Raw genomic sequence first — 15,877 nt, forward strand, 5'->3', positions numbered from 1 at the left:
TGGAATTGAGCCCGAAAACAGAAAGGAACATGCCGTGATATATGCCTTGTTTTCTATATTGCCCACATGAACAGAATTTTCCCCTCCCGCCTTTTCATTTTCACGCTGCTTTCTGCAGTCACTTTTCTGACTGGTTGCACTAAATCATCAACATCTACTGCTACCACGGCAGCCCCCAAAGACCGCGTGGTGATTGGCATTGAACGGCTGGTGACCCCAGAATTCCTCCCCTTTATCCAGAACCGCCGCGTAGCCATTCTCACCAACCACACCGGCGTGATGCCAGACCGAAGCCACATTGTAGATCTGCTCCACGCGCGCCCAGACGTGAAAGTGGTGAAACTCTTCAGCCCGGAGCACGGCATACGCGGCGAGGCCGACACCCACGTGAGCGATGATATTGACAAAAAAACCGGCCTGAAAGTGATTTCGCTGTACGGCAACGTGCGCAAACCCACCCCGCAGATGTTGGAAGACGTGGACATTCTCATCTTCGACATTCAAGACGTGGGCGCGCGTTACTACACCTACATTGCCACCATGACCGCCGTACTGGAGGCTGCCGCCGAAAACGAAAAACTGATGATCATACTGGATCGGCCCAACCCTATCACCGGCGTGGCGTTTGACGGCGCTATTGGCAACAACGCCCACCAACCCGTAACCGGCCCTAACTTCTTGCCCATCACGCACGGCATGACGGTGGGCGAACTGGCCCGCATGTTCAACGGCGAACGTTCGGCCAAAAAACTTCGGCAGGCCGAACTATTGGTGGTGCCCATGCGCGGTTACGCCCGAACCCAGTGGTTTGACCAAACCGGACTTCCCTGGATCAAGCCCTCGCCTAACATGCTGAATCTGACCACGGCCGCCTTGTACCCCGCCACCTGTATTCTGGAAGGCACCAACTTGTCTGAAGGCCGCGGCACCATGCAGCCTTTTGAGTTCATTGGCGCGCCCTGGGTGAACGGTGAAGCTTTATCCAAACAACTCAACTCTTACAAATTACCTGGAGTCACGTTCAAACCGGTGCAGTTCAAGCCAGACAGTGTGGTAGACGGCATCAAAATCTATCCGCCTAAGTTCATGGGGCAGGTGTGCCAAGGAGCCCAGATGGTGATTACAGATAGAAACAAGTTTGAAGGTGCCAAAGCCAGCGTGTACCTCATTCATGCGTTGCAAACGCTCTACCCAGAAAAGCTGGAATACAAAAACAGCCGCATGGACGGCCTCTGGAAAACCGACGTGACCCGCAAGCAATTACAGGCCGGGCAAAACCCGCAGGCTATTATTGCCGCCTGGGCGCCGGAGTTGGCCTATTTCAAAAACGTGAGAGCCAAATACCTGCTTTATCCGTAGGAAAAGAAGTCATTATTTTCTGCCCTGCATGAACAGACTTCGGTTTCAGCTGCTTTTCTTACTTATTATCTGTGCCTTTTTTCTGGAAGGCTGCCAACCGTCGTCGCCGGCGGCCATGCGCGAGCCTTCGCGCACGTATGCTGCCCAAAACGTGGTGCTGGTGGTGATTGACGGCGTGCGGTACTCAGACAGTTGGGGCGACTCTGCCTATACCAATATTCCGTTCATGGCGAAGCAGCTGGCACCGCAGGGCTTGTTCCATCCGGCGTTTTACAACCAGGGCGTCACGCTCACCATGCCGGGCCACGTGGCGCTGACCACGGGCAAGTACCAGCGCCTGAGCAACCGCGGCTCCGAACTGCCCCTGTACCCGTCCATCTTCCATTATTACCGCCAGCATTCCAAAACTGCGGCCACAGACGCCTGGCTTATCACCAGCAAAGATAAACTGGAAGTGCTGGGTAAAACCTACAGCCAGGAGGAAGTCGCTACCTTTTCGCCGTCCAGCAATTGCGGCGTGAACGGTCTGGGTTCTGGCTACCGGGCTGACGAAGAAACCCTAAAAATAGCCAAACAGATTTTCCAGGAACATACCCCGCGGCTGTCGCTCATCAATTTACATGAACCCGACACGGAAGCCCACCGGGGCAACTGGGACGGTTACCTCGCGGCCATAAAAAAAAGCGACCGCTTGGTCCACGACCTCTGGAACTGGCTTCAGCAGCACCCGCACTACCGCAACAACACCACCTTCATCATCACCAATGACCACGGGCGTCACCCGGGCCGCCGGTTCACAGACCACGGCGATGGTTGTGAGAGTTGCCGCCACATCAGTCTGCTCATGCTGGGTCCCGACGTACCGCCCGGCAGCCGCGCCAAAAAGCCCCGCACGCAGGCAGACGTAGCCGCCACCGTGGCAGAACTCCTGGGTTTCCCTTTCCCTAAAAGAGACGGTGAGCCCATGCTGGAATTGTTTAAAGAAGAGCCCCTTGTAGAGAAAGCGAAGTAGTTTTTTGGGGAAGTAATTTATGTAGATCGTTTTTGGCCTCTAAACTGGAAATGAAGCCCAAAACGCCTGGTAATTATACATTTTCCTTTAACAGGAACCGAAGTGAGTTTTTTACCAAGCAGGGAAATATTGGCAGATAGTACGGACAGCGCTTGACCTGTCCGCACGCATTTCCGAGGGGTGCTTTTTTGGTAGTTGCATCGTAAGTTAACTGCTTAGGCCACCGCTAAGGACAGGTCAAGATCTGTCCGTAGATGATTATATAAGTCAGGCTCCGTTTATATAAGCGCCACCGCCGTTTTTGGCCTCCATTTTTAAAATGAGGCCGAAAACGGCGGTGGCGCTTAAAAGTGACAAGTCTGTTTTAGGCTTCGTTTTCAAAAATGAGCCTAAAAACGGAAATTATTCTGAAGATGAAGTCTCTGGAGTGGATTCTTCTGAAGCACACGGTTTTGGTAGACGGCCTTGTTTTTTGAGCGCTTCCTGAATGATCCACTCAATCTGGCCGTTGGTGCTCCTGAATTCGTCTGCGGCCCATTTCTCCACGGCTTTCATCATCTCGGCGTTCATGCGCAGGGCAAACGATTTTTTCTCGGCCATAGGCTAGTGGTGTAAAGTTCCGGCATTCACTACAGGCGACACGCTTCGGTCTGAGCAGAGCACCACCATTAAGTTACTGATCATGGCGGCTTTTCGTTCTTCGTCAAAAGACACCAGACCTTTCTGGGTGATCTGTGCCAAAGCCATTTCTACCATCCCCACGGCACCTTCCACAATCTTGGCGCGCGCTGAAACAATAGCGGTGGCCTGCTGCCGCTGCAACATAGCGCTGGCAATTTCCTGAGCATAGGCCAAATAACTGATGCGGGCCTCCAGCACATGAATACCGGCAATGGCCAGACGTTCCATTAGTTCGCGCTCCAGTTCGTCGTTCACGTCCTGGCTGCTGCCGCGCAGAGAGATTTCGCTTTCGTCCTCAAAGTTGTCATACGGGTACACGCCGGCCAGTTTCCGCATGGCAGACTCACTCTGTACTTTCACGAAGGTCTCAAAGTTGTCTACCTCAAACGCGGCCTTGAACGTTTCCTCCACGCGCCACACCAGCACCACGCCAATCATGATGGGGTTGCCCAGTTTGTCGTTCACTTTGATGGGATTAGTGTCCAGGTTTCGGGCGCGGAGCGAGATGCTCTTGGCGGCAAAAAACGGATTCACCCAGAAGAAGCCGTTGTGCTTGATGGTGCCTTTGTACTCGCCAAACAGCGTGAGCACCCGGGATTCATTCGGGTTCACAATCTTAAAGCCCTTGCAAAGAAACGAGAACACCAGAGCAAAGGGCAGCAGCACCTCAGGCCCGAAGTAGTAAATGCCCGCCCCGGTGGCCAGCAACAAGATCAGCACCAGAATAAGGAAGGTGTAACCAGAAGAAGGATGAAACGTTTTTTCGGCTTTCATAGGCGTATTTATTTTGATATCATTTTGATATCAGTGAAAGTAGAAAATTTTATGGACAGTTGAAAGTTGACCGCTAATTTTTCCCAAAAATTGTTTAGACAAATTTTGCTTCTTTCTAATGATTTACTTGTCAAACTACTTGATAGCAAAGCTGTTATGTAAATTGAAGAAAGCCCAGTTCTGGCAGTGACGGACTAATGAGGTATAACTTGCAGACAACCTGCTTCCAACGCCCACAAAAAAATCCCGTTTTCGGGCTCATTTCTAGAAATGAGCCCGAAAACGGGATGGAAATAAGCAGGAAGGACTTTTTATTTCGTGCCTTGGAAATTTACCAGCAGAATGTTGCCGGGGTCATTCTTGCCTTCGTTGGAAATATAAAGCTCTCCTTTCGGGCCGAAGGCAATACCTTCTGGCTTGTAGAACTCAGCGTCATTGAGTTTGTGGCGGGCTTTAATGCTGCCATCGGGGTTCAAGATAAACAACTGCGGGTTGGTAGCCTCCAACAGATAAATGTCACCGGTGGTGGGGTGCAAGGCAATCTCTGAGGGCTGCCAGTCACTGCCGGCTTTCTTCTTTTTCTTCTTGGCCACGGTTTTCACCAGTAACGGGTCATTGAGGTTCAGCTTGAGGAGCGGCTGTGATGCTAATTTTTTGGTGGCCAAATCAAACGCATACACGCCTTTGTAGGTCGGGCTGCCGCTCTCAATGCCTTTAATGGCCAGCAGCAGGCGGTTTTGGCGGGCGTCATAGGTAAGGCCTTCCACGTTGTGGGCGGCGTTGAGCGGCGTGCTGTGCTCCGTAATCTTGGGCGAAGCGCTTTGCCAGTTGGCTACCTCAAACAAACGCCCATCGCTGCGGACCACATAGGCCGTTTCATTGACAAGGGCAATGCCTTCATAGTCACCGGCGGCGGCAAAGGTCACTTGTTTGTCAAGGGTTTTGGTGGCGGTGTTGTAAATGAAAATCACGCCGGCCTCGTCTTGCACGCAGGCAAATTTACCATCGCCTAAATAGGCAATGCCAGAGACTTCGCGCAAGATGGGCGGCACTTCCCATTTCTGGGCAACGGCTACCGCGTTGGAGGCGGGCTCTACCACTTTGGCAGCTTTCCCTTTTTTCCCGTTGTCTGATGTAAAGCCAAGTGCGTTGCTGTTGTCGCAGGCCAGCAAGGTGGCCGATAGGAACAGGCTGGACAAGATTATTTTAAAGCGTTTCATAGTCTCTTTTGTTTAGGGTAGGGGAACGCAAGTGAGCATGCGCTATTTTTCTATATCAGAAAGTTATTCTGTTTTCGGGCTCATTTATGAAAATGAGCCCGAAAACGGAAATTCCTTAGTCCCAGTAGGCCACGGTGGCTACTGTACCGTCTGCGGCAAATACTTTTTCTACTGTTTTCAACTTGTTCTCCAATTCTACCTGGTAATACACCTGGCCGTTGATCTCCACTTTTTCCAGGTCATCTACTACGTAGCCGGCAAAATCACGTTTAATAGCAGCATCTACGGCGGCAGGCAAATCTGTCACCAACAGGTCTTGCTTTACTTTGGAGATGGTGCCGTTGGCGTCTACCAAAATGGTTTGGTCCAGGCCATTTACCTCAAACTCGGCCTCAAACAAATCGCCGGCTTTTTCCCAGTCAATGGTCAGGGCTTGGGGGAACTTGGCTTTCACAGAATTCAAGGCCAACGAAGGCACGTCTGTGGGGGCCAGGTCACGGGTACAGCTAAAGAAACTGGTGGCGGCGATTACTAGAGCACTCAAGGTCATTTTCATAACGGTATAGATTAGGTGATCAGTTTATATAGCCCAAAGGTCTGGCCCAAATCAGGAAAGAATTGGGAATCTGCGGCGTGAAATAAAAAAATTTCGATTTTTTTCTCTGGGAGGAAAACGGAGTGGGTAGCAACTAAAATCTGCTCTACTGCTTACAAACTAACATTTACTGCCTCAAACGCCCTGCAAGGCCCAGCAGAATCAATCTCAGGACAACAATAAAATCGGCTTTTATAAACTGCAGGAAACTCAGAAACTCACCGTAAAGGTGTGGCCGTTTTCAAAGGCGTACGAAACCTTGAACCCGTACCGGTCACAGATGGCTTTGACAATGGCAAGCCCCAACCCGGTAGAGGCAGTGGCGGCGTCATCTTTAAAGAACCGCTCAAACACTTTGCTTGCGTCTAGCGGCTGCTGGTTGATGGCCGAATTGCTGATTTGCAAAAATGCCGAAGTTAAAATGATTTTGATTTCCCCTGACCTGGCCGTATGCACCACCGCGTTTTTAAGCAGGTTGAGGACCAACATGCTGGCCAAATCTGGGTTCATGCGCACAGAACTGGCTGCCTGGGTGTCTACCTGCACCGCTACCTCATTAAACGAAATCTGGTCCTCTAAATCTGCCAACGTTTGCCGTAGTACATCAGCTATAGTCACTTCCACTTCCTGACCGAATTGCCGGTTTTCAATCTTGGAAAGTAGCAGCAAGCTTTTGTTCAGACGGGTGAGGCGCTCCAGGTTTTCCATGATGGCGCCAATCTGTAGTAGCTGTTCTTCCTGCAGCGGCTGGGTTTCAGCCAGAAGTTCCAGCTTGTTCAGACTAATGGCCAGCGGCGTCTGCAACTCGTGCGAAGCGTTTTCAATGAAGGCTTTCTGGTTCTGGAAGGTTGTCACGTTTTGCTGCAGCAAGTTCTCCACGGTTTCATTCAGGAGCCGGAATTCGTCAACGCTGGTTTTCTGCACGGGCACTGGCTGGGCGTCTTCCAGCTTAAACCGCTGCAAACGTTGCAAAATATGGTAAAACGGCTTCCAGATGCGTTTCAGGAGCAGGTTATTGACTACCAAAATACTGGCAATGAGGCCCGCATAGAGCCACAACAAAGAATACAGTAAATCTGAGATGAGGTCGTCTTCCTCTACCATAGACGTAATGAGGCGCACTTCATAATACTTTTCCTGGTGCCTGAACACGGAAGTTAACATGCGCACGGGCTCAAAATCCTCTTCGTTGAGCATGTACATGAGCGTGTCCTGGTACTGGTCTTTGCGATGTTTGGCTTGGGTAAACGGTATTTCTTTTACTTTGTAATACCCGGCCTCAAACGAATCTTGCTGCAGCACCGTGCTGTCTTTGCCGGCCTGTTGCATGACCAGCAATTTCTGGTTTTCCAGGCCGTCATCCATGCTGTCATAGATTTCCTCTAGCATGTTGAAGTAGAAAAGCGCCGCCCAAATGGTGATGACCACAAAAAGCAGCCCTGCGAAATAAGAGGTGGCGTGGTTGAGCAGTTTCATACCGTGACCAGTTTGTAGCCAATGCCATAGACGGCCTGCACCTCCACTTCGGCGGCGTGGTCTTTGAGTTTCTTTCTGAGGTTCTTGATCTGGGAATAGATGAACTCGTAGTTGTCGGCTTGGTCAATGTAGTCGCCCCAGACGTGCTCGGCCAGCGCGGTTTTGCTCACCAGCCGGTCTTTGTTGGCCACCAGGTAAAGCAGCACATCAAACTCCTTGCGATTGAGCGCCAGGTCTTGTCCGGCCACGGTGGCGGTGTGGCTGTCCAGGTCAATTTGCAGGTTCTGGAGGGTTTGCACGTTGTGGCCCTCAAACTTTCGGCGGCGCAAAATAGATTTCACGCGGGCGTGCAACTCAGCCATGTGGAACGGCTTGGGCAGATAATCATCGGCGCCCAACTCCAAGCCCTGAATACGGTCATCCACAGAATCTCTGGCCGAGACAATGATCACACCTTCGGTTTTCTGGAGCTTTTTGAGTTCTTCCAGCAGTTGCAGGCCGCTGCCGCCGGGTAGGTTGATGTCCAGCAGAATGCAGTCATAGTCATAGACGCCCAGTTTTTCCAGGGCGCTGTCAAAGTCCACGGCGGTTTCTACCACGTACTGTTCCTGCTTAAGGGACTGCACCATGGAATCACGCATGTGGGCCTCATCTTCAATGACCAGAATTTTCATAGCTAAAGCGTTTTTGGCAAGGTAAGCGGCAATTCTGGAATGAGTTGGGAATGGCGGCCTAGCACCAGATTTTCCGTTTTCGGGCTCATTTCCAGAAATGAGCCCGAAATCAGGAACGGGTCACTTTTCCTTTGGCTTCCCAATGGCTGCTTTTCACGGTCACGCCATCGGCTTCCAGTTTGAACCGCCGCACGAAGCGCTCGCCATTGATGCTGCCGTCTGGGGTACGTTTGCCTAAAAACAAGGTGATGGCCCGGCCCTGCCCGTCTGTGATGATGGTGAGGTCTTTGCCCGAAAACGTATCTTCCAGCCGGCTGTCTGGGGCCAGTGGTTTGCTGAGTTTGGCGATGAGTTTGGGGTTGAGTGGCATGGCTACTGCGCGGTGTAAGATTGCAGAATGGCCAGGGCCTCAGTTTCATCGGCCTCTACCACTTCATCTATCACAGTCTGGATTTCAGCATCTGACCAGCGGTCGGCCTCGGCGGCTTTCACAAATACGCCCAGGGCCACAAATCTTCCGCCTTCTAACGGCAGAATGGCCTTCACTCTCTTACGGATGTTCATGCACTAATTTGATTTTTGGCCTATTCTACGGAAAAAAGGCCAGAATTGCCGGAACCGGAGGCACTTTCTTTCGCCCACCGGAGCGCAGACTCCAGGCTCTGGAAATATTCCACCTCGGCCTGCATTTTGGGGCGCATGGTGGCCACCATGCTGCTCACGGCCATCTGGTTGAAGATATCATCAGAGACCACAAAAGCCAACCGCTTTACCCGAACTAACTGGAACTGCGCAAACCAACTGGTGAGAGTCCAGTCCTGGTCGGCCTGCCGGATCACTTTCATGCCTTTCATGTCCATGACCCAGGTGTTGAGGTGCTCTTGGTCGGCTACCTGAATTGCCTCCAGCATACCGGCGCGGTACGCCTCACTGGGGACAAAGCCCTGCCAGTGCATCACCAATAAAAGGTGGCGCCAGTCTGTTTCCAGCTGTAGGTATTGGGCTGCGTCTTCCATGTGCCGTAGGGCGTTTTTGCTTCGGTGTTGTCCTTAAATGGTGTATGCGTTCTTAAAGATAGGCTTAACGGAAACCATCATGGTATAAACTCATTATTAACTACCCAGGTTTTGGAGGAAAGCAACAACTGTATAGGATAATACCCATTGTTTCACTTTCTGCCCGCTTTATTTCTATGCATGATACAGCCAAATGCTGGAAAATACTACCGTTTGGCATTAAAATAAAAGAGCGCAGCCCATTGAGATTTCACCGGAAATGATTTAGATTGTAACAGGTTCTATTAGAAGGGTATATGGTGCAAGAAACAATTTTACAAGACACGCTGCTGCAGGATGTGGCATTGCCGAAAAAAGCCGACACCCCGGCAGCCCACCCGGAACATTGCGCCAATTGCCAGGAGATGAAGCACGGGCATTTCTGTTCTAGCTGCGGGGCCGAAACCGTGAACCCGCACCATGAACTTTCTTTCAAGCATTTCCTGGGTCATTCTTTGCATGAAGTCACGCACATTGAGAACTCCAAGGTTGGCAAAACCCTGTGGGCGCTGCTGTTCAAACCCGGCCAGTTGACGCTTGATTATTTTGCCGGAAAGAAGATACGTTACCTAAGCCCTCTGCGCATTTTCCTGTTGATTTTTGCCCTGAGTGTGTTTGCGTATTCATTCTCAGAAACTAACCGGCTCTATGACGTGGAACTCATCAACAAAATGGATACCACCGGCGCGTTCAATGCGCAGCTGGACCGTTTAGCCGCTGACCATAAAGTGGAAAGACCCGTTCTGGTCCAGCAGATGAACCAAACCTGGCAGCGGTATGTGTCCTGGAGTCAGTTTAGTTACGTGTTGGTTATGGGCTTGATGCTTAAGTTGGTGTACCAGAAGCGATATTTTGTGGAGCACGTCATTTTCTCCTTCCACTTCATTTCTTTCTCCTTGCTGTTTGCCGTATTGCTTTGGCCGGCTTATTATTTAGTGGGCATTGGCGCCAGCACCGCCAACTCCTTGCTGTCCCTGGTCAACGTGGTGATTGCGGGCGGATATCTGGTCTTTGCCCTGAAGCGTATGTACGGGCAATCCTGGAAACGCACTGGGGCCAAAGTATTTCTGCTCCTACTTGGTTATTACACCACCAGTTCCTTGGTGTACCTGGTGGCTATGGTTTTTGCTATTGCTTCCGCTAAATAAAAAGCTGTATGATGCACTTCCGTTTTGGGGCTCATTTCCAGAAATGAGCCCCAAAACGGAAGTCAATACGTATTGCCTAATCAAAAGAAAAGGGTTGCCTGGTGGGCAGCCCTTTTCTTTTAGTCGACTTAAAACCTGACGTTGGCAGGCATGGTGGCCAAGGTCTTGAGGTGCTCATTGTTGGGGTCATAGACCAATCCCTTCTTGGCAAATTCTTTTATGCTGGCTGCGCTTTTCGCCCTGAAGTAAGACTGGCAGGCCATCACGTGCAAATCTCCCATCATTCTGGCCGTTAAATCGCCTTTGTCTACCTTGTACAGATTCTCAACAGAGGCCAGCATCTTCTTGCCCTCGGCCCTATTGTCGGCTTCAAACGCATTGTGGGTGGCCCTGGCGAAAGCCATCAGACAGGCATTATGGAAGGTTGGGTCAGTATTGAAGAAACTGAAACGCTGCTTGTAGTCCTCCACAGATTTCACCAAATCTCCCTTGAAACGCCCTCGGCCCAGCCCTTCATACACCACCGATTTTATGAGACCCGTGAGTTCTGTACTGGCTGGGTTATAGGCGTAGGCTTTGGTCAGGTAAGCCAGGGAGGCGACATACTGGTTGTTTAGGGCCTGCACCCGGCCATTGTGGAAATGGTACACATACGCAATGTCTTTGTACGACACACTGTCACGGGCCGTGCTTAAAAAAGAGGCGTAAATCTTGTTGTAGAAAGCGGTGTCTGGTTTGTCTAGCAGGTGTTTCTGAGTCATGATCTTGAAATCATTGGTGAACTCGTCACGGTAGGCGTCGCCGGGTTGCATGGCGTAGTAGCTGGTCAGCAACTCCACCTGTTCCAGCTTGTCATAGTTGATGCCGTCCATCTGCTGGCCCAGCGCCGAGGTGAGCAAATAACGGGTTTCATTGGTTGGGTACAGCAAATAGGCTTTCTGGAAGGCTTTGCCCGCCTTCTCATAACTTTGGTCTTCATACTGCTTCACGCCTTCATTGTAATACTGCAACGCGGCCAACTGTTGGAAAGAAATGGCTTTGTCTGCCTTGAACTGCTCTTTGAAAACCCCTTCCACGCCTTTGGTTTTCACTTCCTCGTCACTGACCAGTTTCCCTTTCTGCAGGTACTCCACGTAACTTTTCTTGAACCGGGCATCTGGCGCAAAATATCCCCCAGATGGGTTGGTAGACTCCATCATGATGTTGGCGCCCGCGGGGTCTGCCACTAAATAGACGTGCGTGGGAAGCTGTTTTATTTCATAGGCAATGTTGTAGCGCTCCAGCACCAGCGCGTAAAGTGCCGTAGCGCTCACGCAGTTGTAGGTGCCGGTCTTCAGGATCTGGTCAAAAGAGGCAATCTCCTCATACTTTTTCAGGAACCGCTTGTGGGTGGTATCAAAAATAAGTTTCACCTGTTTGGCCAAGGGCTTTTCCTTGATCTTGCTTACCTCCAAAATTGTGAACAATTCCAGCAAAGACCCTTGGGCGCGTTCCAGTTCCGCCTCTGTGGCGGAGCCATTCACCGCTAGCAGCAGCGCCAGCTTGTTTTGGTTGCCCGTCTGCCAGGCCTTGAGGTGGGTTTCTTCAAATGGAGAGGAATAGGCAATATTTTTAATGCGAAGGGTATCTTTTTGAGCCTGCGCAGAGAAGGCAAAAATCACCAGCAAGAAAAGTAGACATTTCTGCATGCGTTAAAGAATAAAGTAATTGTATAAGTTGTATATATAAAGATAACAGGAACCTTTGGAAGCAGCAAACCAAAGGTGCAGCCACCGGCGGCAAGGTCCTGAATTTAAGTTTGGGAGAGCGTTGCTTAACTAGTTTTGCACTGCTTGAAATTTCTGTTTTCGGGCTCATTTTCAGAAATGGAGCCGAAAACGAGAATTCTTTTTTTTCTGGCGAAAGCCCTTACTAACGAAGGTATAAAACAACAAAGCCCACGAACATCGTGGGCTTTGTTGTTTTTCTATGGATGGCGTTTACCGAAACATGTTTTTCAGCTTGTTCAGCTTGGTGGCCATGTCTTCCTCTTCCACGGGTGCTTCGCGTTTGCTACTGTTGCTGCTGGCGTTGACGGGACGGTTGCGGTCATTGGTTCCACGGCTAGCGCGCGGCGTGGAGGCCTGCGGGTCTGACTTCATGGACAAGGCAATGCGCTTGCGACTTTCCTCTACTTCCAGCACGGTCACCTCTACCTTCTGCCCCACTTTCACTACTTCATGCGGATTACTCACAAAGCGGTCTGACAAGTGACTCACGTGTACCAATCCATCCTGGTGTACCCCAACGTCCACAAACGCCCCGAAGGCCGTGATGTTGGTGATGATGCCCGGTAGTTTCATGCCCTGGCGCAGGTCTTTGATTTCGTTCACACCCTCGGTGAAGCTGAAGGCCTCGTAGCTTTCGCGCGGGTCACGGCCGGGTTTGGCCAACTCGCTTAGAATGTCTTGCAGCGTGGGCAAACCAACGGTCTCAGACACGTACTTCTTGAGGTCAATCTGCTTGCGGAGTTCTGCGTTTTTAATCAGTTCCTCTACGGTGGCGTTCACGTCTTTCGCCATTTGCTCTACCAACGCATAACGCTCCGGGTGCACCGCGCTGCCATCTAATGGGTGCTTTCCGCCATGTATGCGCAGGAAACCGGCGGCTTGTTCAAAGGCTTTGTCGCCCAGGCGGGCTACTTTGCGGAGTTCATTTCTGGTTTTGAACGGGCCGTTCTGGTTGCGGTAGTCCACAATGTTCTGCGCCAGTTGCGGACCAAGGCCGGAAACGTAGGTCAAGAGTTGCTTGCTGGCAGTATTTACTTCCACGCCAACGGCATTCACGCAGCTCATCACCACATCATCCAGGCTGTGTTTCAAGGCGTTTTGGTCCACGTCATGCTGGTACTGACCTACCCCTATTGATTTCGGGTCCAGTTTCACCAATTCCGCCAAAGGGTCCATTAATCTTCTACCAATGGAAACGGCGCCACGCACGGTAATATCCTGGTCTGGGAATTCCTCGCGGGCCACGTCTGAGGCTGAATAAATAGACGCACCGCTTTCGTTCACCATCACCACGGCAATTTCTTTCGGCAAGCCGATATTCCGCACAAACGTTTCGGTCTCACGGCTGGCGGTCCCGTTCCCAATGGCGATGGCTTCAATCTGGTATTTGTGGCACATGACCATCACCTGCTGCTCGGCGGTTTTGGCCTGACCGGCGCCGTTATGCGGGAAAATAGCTTCGTAGTGCAGCAATTTGCCTTGTTCATCCAGCGCCACTACTTTACAGCCGGTTCTAAAGCCCGGGTCAACGGCTAAGACGCGCTTCTGCCCCAGCGGAGCCGCCAGCAACATAGGTCTTAAGTTATCAGCGAAAACCCGTATTGCTTCTTCATCGGCGCGTTTCTTGGAAGATAAGCGAACCTCGGTTTCCATGTTGAGGCGCAGCATTCGCTTGTAACTTTCTTTAATGGCCAGTTTCACCTGCTCGGAGGCGGCGTTGTGGCCGGTCACAAACTGGCGCTCCAACACGGCAATGGCGGCTTCTTCCTCGGGTTGGGCGTCCAGCATCAAGACGTATTCTTTTTCGCCGCGGCGCATGGCCAAAATGCGGTGAGAAGGTGCTTTCTCAATGGGTTCGTCCCACTCAAAATAGTCTTTGTATTTCTGGCCCTCCTCTTCTTTGCCCGGAATCACGCGCGCTTTGAACACACCTTTCCGCTCAAACAGATTCCGGATGCTGGCGCGGGCCTCGGGGTTTTCGTTCACCCATTCGGCTATGATGTCACGGGCACCGGCCAAGGCTTCCTCAGAATCTTTCACTTCCTTCTCCTCACTGATGAACGTGGCGGCTTCTGACTGAATATCAAAGTTGGCCTGTTCAAACAAGCGCTGCGCCAGCGGCTCCAGTCCTTTTTCGCGGGCGATGGTGGCGCGGGTGCGGCGTTTGGGTTTGTAGGGCAGGTAAATATCTTCCAGCACGGCCATGGTCTCAGCAGCCAAAACCTGGGCCTCCAACTCTGGCGTGAGTTTTTCCTGGTCTTTCAGCGATTTTAAAATGCTTTCGCGGCGCTTGTCCAAGTCCCTGAGCTGTTCTATTCGGTCCCGGATGGCGGCGATGGCCACTTCGTCCAGAGTTCCGGTGACTTCTTTGCGGTAACGGGCGATAAACGGCACGGTGGCTCCCTCATCTAGCAAGGCCACGGTGGCCTCTACCTGCTTCTGGTTAACCTGGAGTTCCGCGGCAATTTTCTTGAAATGTATGTCTGACATGGTAATATGGAAAAGACTAAGAACCTGCATTCTGCGTTGTCACGGCAGTTTTCAGTCTTCAAAGATACAGGTATTTTGCCGGAAACCCCGCACCCCTAATGTGCTTTCCGGCAGCTTTTAAGTAGGGTTCTGGACTGGCCTGGTTTTTGTATCTTTACTTTCTGAACCCGGAACCATTCGCTTGCCGGGGGCATTTATCAGGCCATACCCTTGGTTTAAAATCGAATTAACGCAAACACCTATATGAACAAATTCCTTCTATTGCTGGCCTTTGGTTTACTGTCATTCACGAGCCAGGCGCAGACGGTGACGCCCGAGGCGCGCGCCAAAGCCATGACCACCACCATGACCCAGCATTTACGCCTTAACCCCGCGCAAGCCGCCAAGGTGACCACCATTAACCTCACCAGCATACAGCAACTGGAGCAAGCCAGAAAAGAGCATAAAAACGACCCGCGCCAACTCAAAGCCACCATGGATCTGATCAGCGCCACGCGCCTGGAGTCTTTGCGTGGCGTGTTGTCGGTGACCCAGTTCCAGCAGTACCAGCAGCACCGCGAGAAAAAAATGGGCATTCCGCAGCAAAATGGCCAGGGCATGGCGCAGGAATACAACAACTAATTGCTAGCTTCACAGGCAAGAACTGTTTGTAAGTAGCATGAAGTTTTTAGGTCTGTTTATTTTTCTGGTAGGGTTGGTCTCCATGCTGGCGGCCAGTTTTGGGGCACACCACTTTCTACTGCTCTGGGTAGATGACTGGGGAAAACCCATTGGCTGGGTGATTAGAGCATTGATCACCGCCTTCGGGTATGCGCTGTACTATTTCAGGAGAAACGATGATTAAGTTCTCACTTGCGTTTTCGGCTTCATTTCTGAAAATGAGCCCGAAAACAGAAAAGCACCGCCTTTTGGGGCGGTGCTTTTCTGTTTAAAAGTATATGGTGGCTATCTCTACAAGATGTCTAGCAGGCCCAGTACAATAAAGACAACCCCAATTACGGCTACAATGCTGCCTACTGCGCCCAAACCAGGGATAATGCCTAACAACACGCCTGCCAAAATCAAGACAATACCCACTTTAATGTAGTAGTTGAGGGCCTTGGCGGCTTTGGCTTCGCGCTTCATCTTTTTCACTTCGGCCTTCATTTCTTTTTTGCTTTTCACGCTGGCCATTTCAGCGGCCTCCTTTGGGTTGGCGGCAATGGCCTCGGCCACGGCAGCAGTGGTCAACGGCGCGGTGCGGGCCACGCTGGCAGAAGCAACAGCTCTTTTGGTAGAAGCCTGCATCTCTTGCGCTGGTTTCACGGGGGCGGTAGCCACGGCCGGAGTTGCAGTGAGTATCTGTGCAGTTGCTTCAATGGCTGGCTCCGCTACGGTTACCGCGGGGCTTTCAGCTTCTGCGGCGGGCGTTACCTGCGTTTTGGGGGCTTTTTTCTGGTAGGTAGCCGTGGGCGCGCTAAAGTCAAAGTACTGGTTTGAAGAGCTACAGCCTATCATTAACTGACTGGCCACACCACAAACTACCAACGAGAGTAAAGATTTGATTTTCATAATTTTGGGTTTTGTAAAATGGGTATTAGGTAAATTGAATTCGGATTAAAGGTAAGCTTGGCCTGGCCGCCTG

General features: G+C 51.3%; 17 protein-coding genes. 5 read left to right on the forward strand and 12 right to left on the reverse strand.

Annotation, left to right across the window (positions count from 1 at the left end; translation table 11 throughout):
• Window positions 1-66 precede the first annotated feature (66 nt).
• Both IMY23_RS08505 and IMY23_RS08510 read left to right on the forward strand, forming a co-directional pair.
• Window positions 67-1,359, forward strand: a complete 1,293-nt coding sequence (locus tag IMY23_RS08505) for an exo-beta-N-acetylmuramidase NamZ domain-containing protein (protein WP_192821670.1) — start codon at window positions 67-69, stop codon at window positions 1,357-1,359.
• Between the two features lie 28 nt (window positions 1,360-1,387).
• Window positions 1,388-2,371 carry a sulfatase-like hydrolase/transferase gene (locus IMY23_RS08510; RefSeq protein ID WP_192821671.1) on the forward strand — a complete coding sequence of 328 codons (984 nt, stop codon included), beginning with the start codon at window positions 1,388-1,390 and terminating at the stop codon, window positions 2,369-2,371.
• A 402-nt stretch (window positions 2,372-2,773) separates the two neighbouring features.
• On the opposite strand, the gene IMY23_RS08515 is transcribed toward IMY23_RS08510, so the two are convergent.
• From IMY23_RS08515 to IMY23_RS08555, 9 genes are all read right to left on the reverse strand, one after another.
• Complete coding sequence (locus IMY23_RS08515; RefSeq protein ID WP_192821672.1) at window positions 2,774-2,971, reverse strand: Arc family DNA-binding protein; 198 nt, start codon at window positions 2,969-2,971, stop codon at window positions 2,774-2,776.
• 3 nt (window positions 2,972-2,974) lie between these two features.
• Complete coding sequence (locus tag IMY23_RS08520) at window positions 2,975-3,826, reverse strand: SPFH domain-containing protein (protein ID WP_192821673.1); 852 nt, start codon at window positions 3,824-3,826, stop codon at window positions 2,975-2,977.
• A gap of 311 nt (window positions 3,827-4,137) precedes the next feature.
• Entirely contained in the window at window positions 4,138-5,046 is a 909-nt protein-coding gene (locus tag IMY23_RS08525; RefSeq protein ID WP_192821674.1) for an SdiA-regulated domain-containing protein, read from the reverse strand.
• 115 nt (window positions 5,047-5,161) lie between these two features.
• The gene (locus IMY23_RS08530; RefSeq protein ID WP_192821675.1) at window positions 5,162-5,596 is read right to left on the reverse strand and encodes a hypothetical protein; all 435 of its coding nucleotides are present in this window, start codon (window positions 5,594-5,596) and stop codon (window positions 5,162-5,164) included.
• Between the two features lie 255 nt (window positions 5,597-5,851).
• Window positions 5,852-7,117, reverse strand: coding sequence for a HAMP domain-containing sensor histidine kinase (locus IMY23_RS08535; RefSeq protein ID WP_192821676.1), 1,266 nt, complete (start codon window positions 7,115-7,117; stop codon window positions 5,852-5,854).
• Window positions 7,114-7,791: a response regulator transcription factor gene (locus tag IMY23_RS08540; RefSeq protein ID WP_192821677.1), complete on the reverse strand. Its 678-nt coding sequence runs from the start codon at window positions 7,789-7,791 to the stop codon at window positions 7,114-7,116. Before IMY23_RS08540 ends, IMY23_RS08535 begins: the two co-directional genes overlap by 4 nt.
• A 109-nt stretch (window positions 7,792-7,900) precedes the next feature.
• Window positions 7,901-8,161 carry a hypothetical protein gene (locus tag IMY23_RS08545; RefSeq protein WP_192821678.1) on the reverse strand — a complete coding sequence of 87 codons (261 nt, stop codon included), beginning with the start codon at window positions 8,159-8,161 and terminating at the stop codon, window positions 7,901-7,903.
• Window positions 8,162-8,163: 2 nt separating this feature from the next.
• Window positions 8,164-8,355 carry a hypothetical protein gene (locus IMY23_RS08550; RefSeq protein WP_192821679.1) on the reverse strand — a complete coding sequence of 64 codons (192 nt, stop codon included), beginning with the start codon at window positions 8,353-8,355 and terminating at the stop codon, window positions 8,164-8,166.
• A 20-nt stretch (window positions 8,356-8,375) separates the two neighbouring features.
• The gene (locus IMY23_RS08555) at window positions 8,376-8,807 is read right to left on the reverse strand and encodes an STAS/SEC14 domain-containing protein (RefSeq protein WP_192821680.1); all 432 of its coding nucleotides are present in this window, start codon (window positions 8,805-8,807) and stop codon (window positions 8,376-8,378) included.
• Window positions 8,808-9,103: 296 nt separating this feature from the next.
• Between IMY23_RS08555 and IMY23_RS08560 the strand changes: the two genes are divergently transcribed.
• Window positions 9,104-9,994, forward strand: a complete 891-nt coding sequence (locus IMY23_RS08560) for a DUF3667 domain-containing protein (protein WP_192821681.1) — start codon at window positions 9,104-9,106, stop codon at window positions 9,992-9,994.
• 128 nt (window positions 9,995-10,122) lie between these two features.
• Here the strand turns inward: IMY23_RS08560 and IMY23_RS08565 are convergent, their stop codons facing one another.
• Both IMY23_RS08565 and IMY23_RS08570 read right to left on the reverse strand, forming a co-directional pair.
• Complete coding sequence (locus IMY23_RS08565; RefSeq protein WP_192821682.1) at window positions 10,123-11,682, reverse strand: hypothetical protein; 1,560 nt, start codon at window positions 11,680-11,682, stop codon at window positions 10,123-10,125.
• A gap of 291 nt (window positions 11,683-11,973) precedes the next feature.
• A complete protein-coding gene (locus IMY23_RS08570; protein ID WP_192821683.1) occupies window positions 11,974-14,253 on the reverse strand; it encodes a Tex family protein in 2,280 nt (759 codons plus the stop codon).
• Between the two features lie 243 nt (window positions 14,254-14,496).
• Between IMY23_RS08570 and IMY23_RS08575 the strand changes: the two genes are divergently transcribed.
• Window positions 14,497-14,874, forward strand: coding sequence for a hypothetical protein (locus tag IMY23_RS08575; protein ID WP_192821684.1), 378 nt, complete (start codon window positions 14,497-14,499; stop codon window positions 14,872-14,874).
• 37 nt (window positions 14,875-14,911) lie between these two features.
• Window positions 14,912-15,097, forward strand: a complete 186-nt coding sequence (locus tag IMY23_RS08580) for a hypothetical protein (RefSeq protein WP_192821685.1) — start codon at window positions 14,912-14,914, stop codon at window positions 15,095-15,097.
• A gap of 107 nt (window positions 15,098-15,204) precedes the next feature.
• Here the strand turns inward: IMY23_RS08580 and IMY23_RS08585 are convergent, their stop codons facing one another.
• The gene (locus IMY23_RS08585) at window positions 15,205-15,804 is read right to left on the reverse strand and encodes a hypothetical protein (protein ID WP_192821686.1); all 600 of its coding nucleotides are present in this window, start codon (window positions 15,802-15,804) and stop codon (window positions 15,205-15,207) included.
• Window positions 15,805-15,877 lie beyond the last annotated feature (73 nt).

The organism is Rufibacter sp. LB8 (assembly GCF_014876185.1).
Classification (GTDB): Bacteria; Bacteroidota; Bacteroidia; order Cytophagales; family Hymenobacteraceae; genus Nibribacter.

Bases quoted from the DNA above. Each gene is read 5' to 3' on its own strand.
- IMY23_RS08505 (WP_192821670.1), top strand. From the start codon at position 67: ATGAACAGAATTTTCCCCTCCCGCCTTTTCATTTTCACGCTGCTTTCT.
- IMY23_RS08510 (WP_192821671.1), top strand. From the start codon at position 1,388: ATGAACAGACTTCGGTTTCAGCTGCTTTTCTTACTTATTATCTGTGCC.
- IMY23_RS08515 (WP_192821672.1), bottom strand. From the start codon at position 2,971: ATGGCCGAGAAAAAATCGTTTGCCCTGCGCATGAACGCCGAGATGATG.
- IMY23_RS08520 (WP_192821673.1), bottom strand. From the start codon at position 3,826: ATGAAAGCCGAAAAAACGTTTCATCCTTCTTCTGGTTACACCTTCCTT.
- IMY23_RS08525 (WP_192821674.1), bottom strand. From the start codon at position 5,046: ATGAAACGCTTTAAAATAATCTTGTCCAGCCTGTTCCTATCGGCCACC.
- IMY23_RS08530 (WP_192821675.1), bottom strand. From the start codon at position 5,596: ATGACCTTGAGTGCTCTAGTAATCGCCGCCACCAGTTTCTTTAGCTGT.
- IMY23_RS08535 (WP_192821676.1), bottom strand. From the start codon at position 7,117: ATGAAACTGCTCAACCACGCCACCTCTTATTTCGCAGGGCTGCTTTTT.
- IMY23_RS08540 (WP_192821677.1), bottom strand. From the start codon at position 7,791: ATGAAAATTCTGGTCATTGAAGATGAGGCCCACATGCGTGATTCCATG.
- IMY23_RS08545 (WP_192821678.1), bottom strand. From the start codon at position 8,161: ATGCCACTCAACCCCAAACTCATCGCCAAACTCAGCAAACCACTGGCC.
- IMY23_RS08550 (WP_192821679.1), bottom strand. From the start codon at position 8,355: ATGAACATCCGTAAGAGAGTGAAGGCCATTCTGCCGTTAGAAGGCGGA.
- IMY23_RS08555 (WP_192821680.1), bottom strand. From the start codon at position 8,807: ATGGAAGACGCAGCCCAATACCTACAGCTGGAAACAGACTGGCGCCAC.
- IMY23_RS08560 (WP_192821681.1), top strand. From the start codon at position 9,104: ATGGTGCAAGAAACAATTTTACAAGACACGCTGCTGCAGGATGTGGCA.
- IMY23_RS08565 (WP_192821682.1), bottom strand. From the start codon at position 11,682: ATGCAGAAATGTCTACTTTTCTTGCTGGTGATTTTTGCCTTCTCTGCG.
- IMY23_RS08570 (WP_192821683.1), bottom strand. From the start codon at position 14,253: ATGTCAGACATACATTTCAAGAAAATTGCCGCGGAACTCCAGGTTAAC.
- IMY23_RS08575 (WP_192821684.1), top strand. From the start codon at position 14,497: ATGAACAAATTCCTTCTATTGCTGGCCTTTGGTTTACTGTCATTCACG.
- IMY23_RS08580 (WP_192821685.1), top strand. From the start codon at position 14,912: ATGAAGTTTTTAGGTCTGTTTATTTTTCTGGTAGGGTTGGTCTCCATG.
- IMY23_RS08585 (WP_192821686.1), bottom strand. From the start codon at position 15,804: ATGAAAATCAAATCTTTACTCTCGTTGGTAGTTTGTGGTGTGGCCAGT.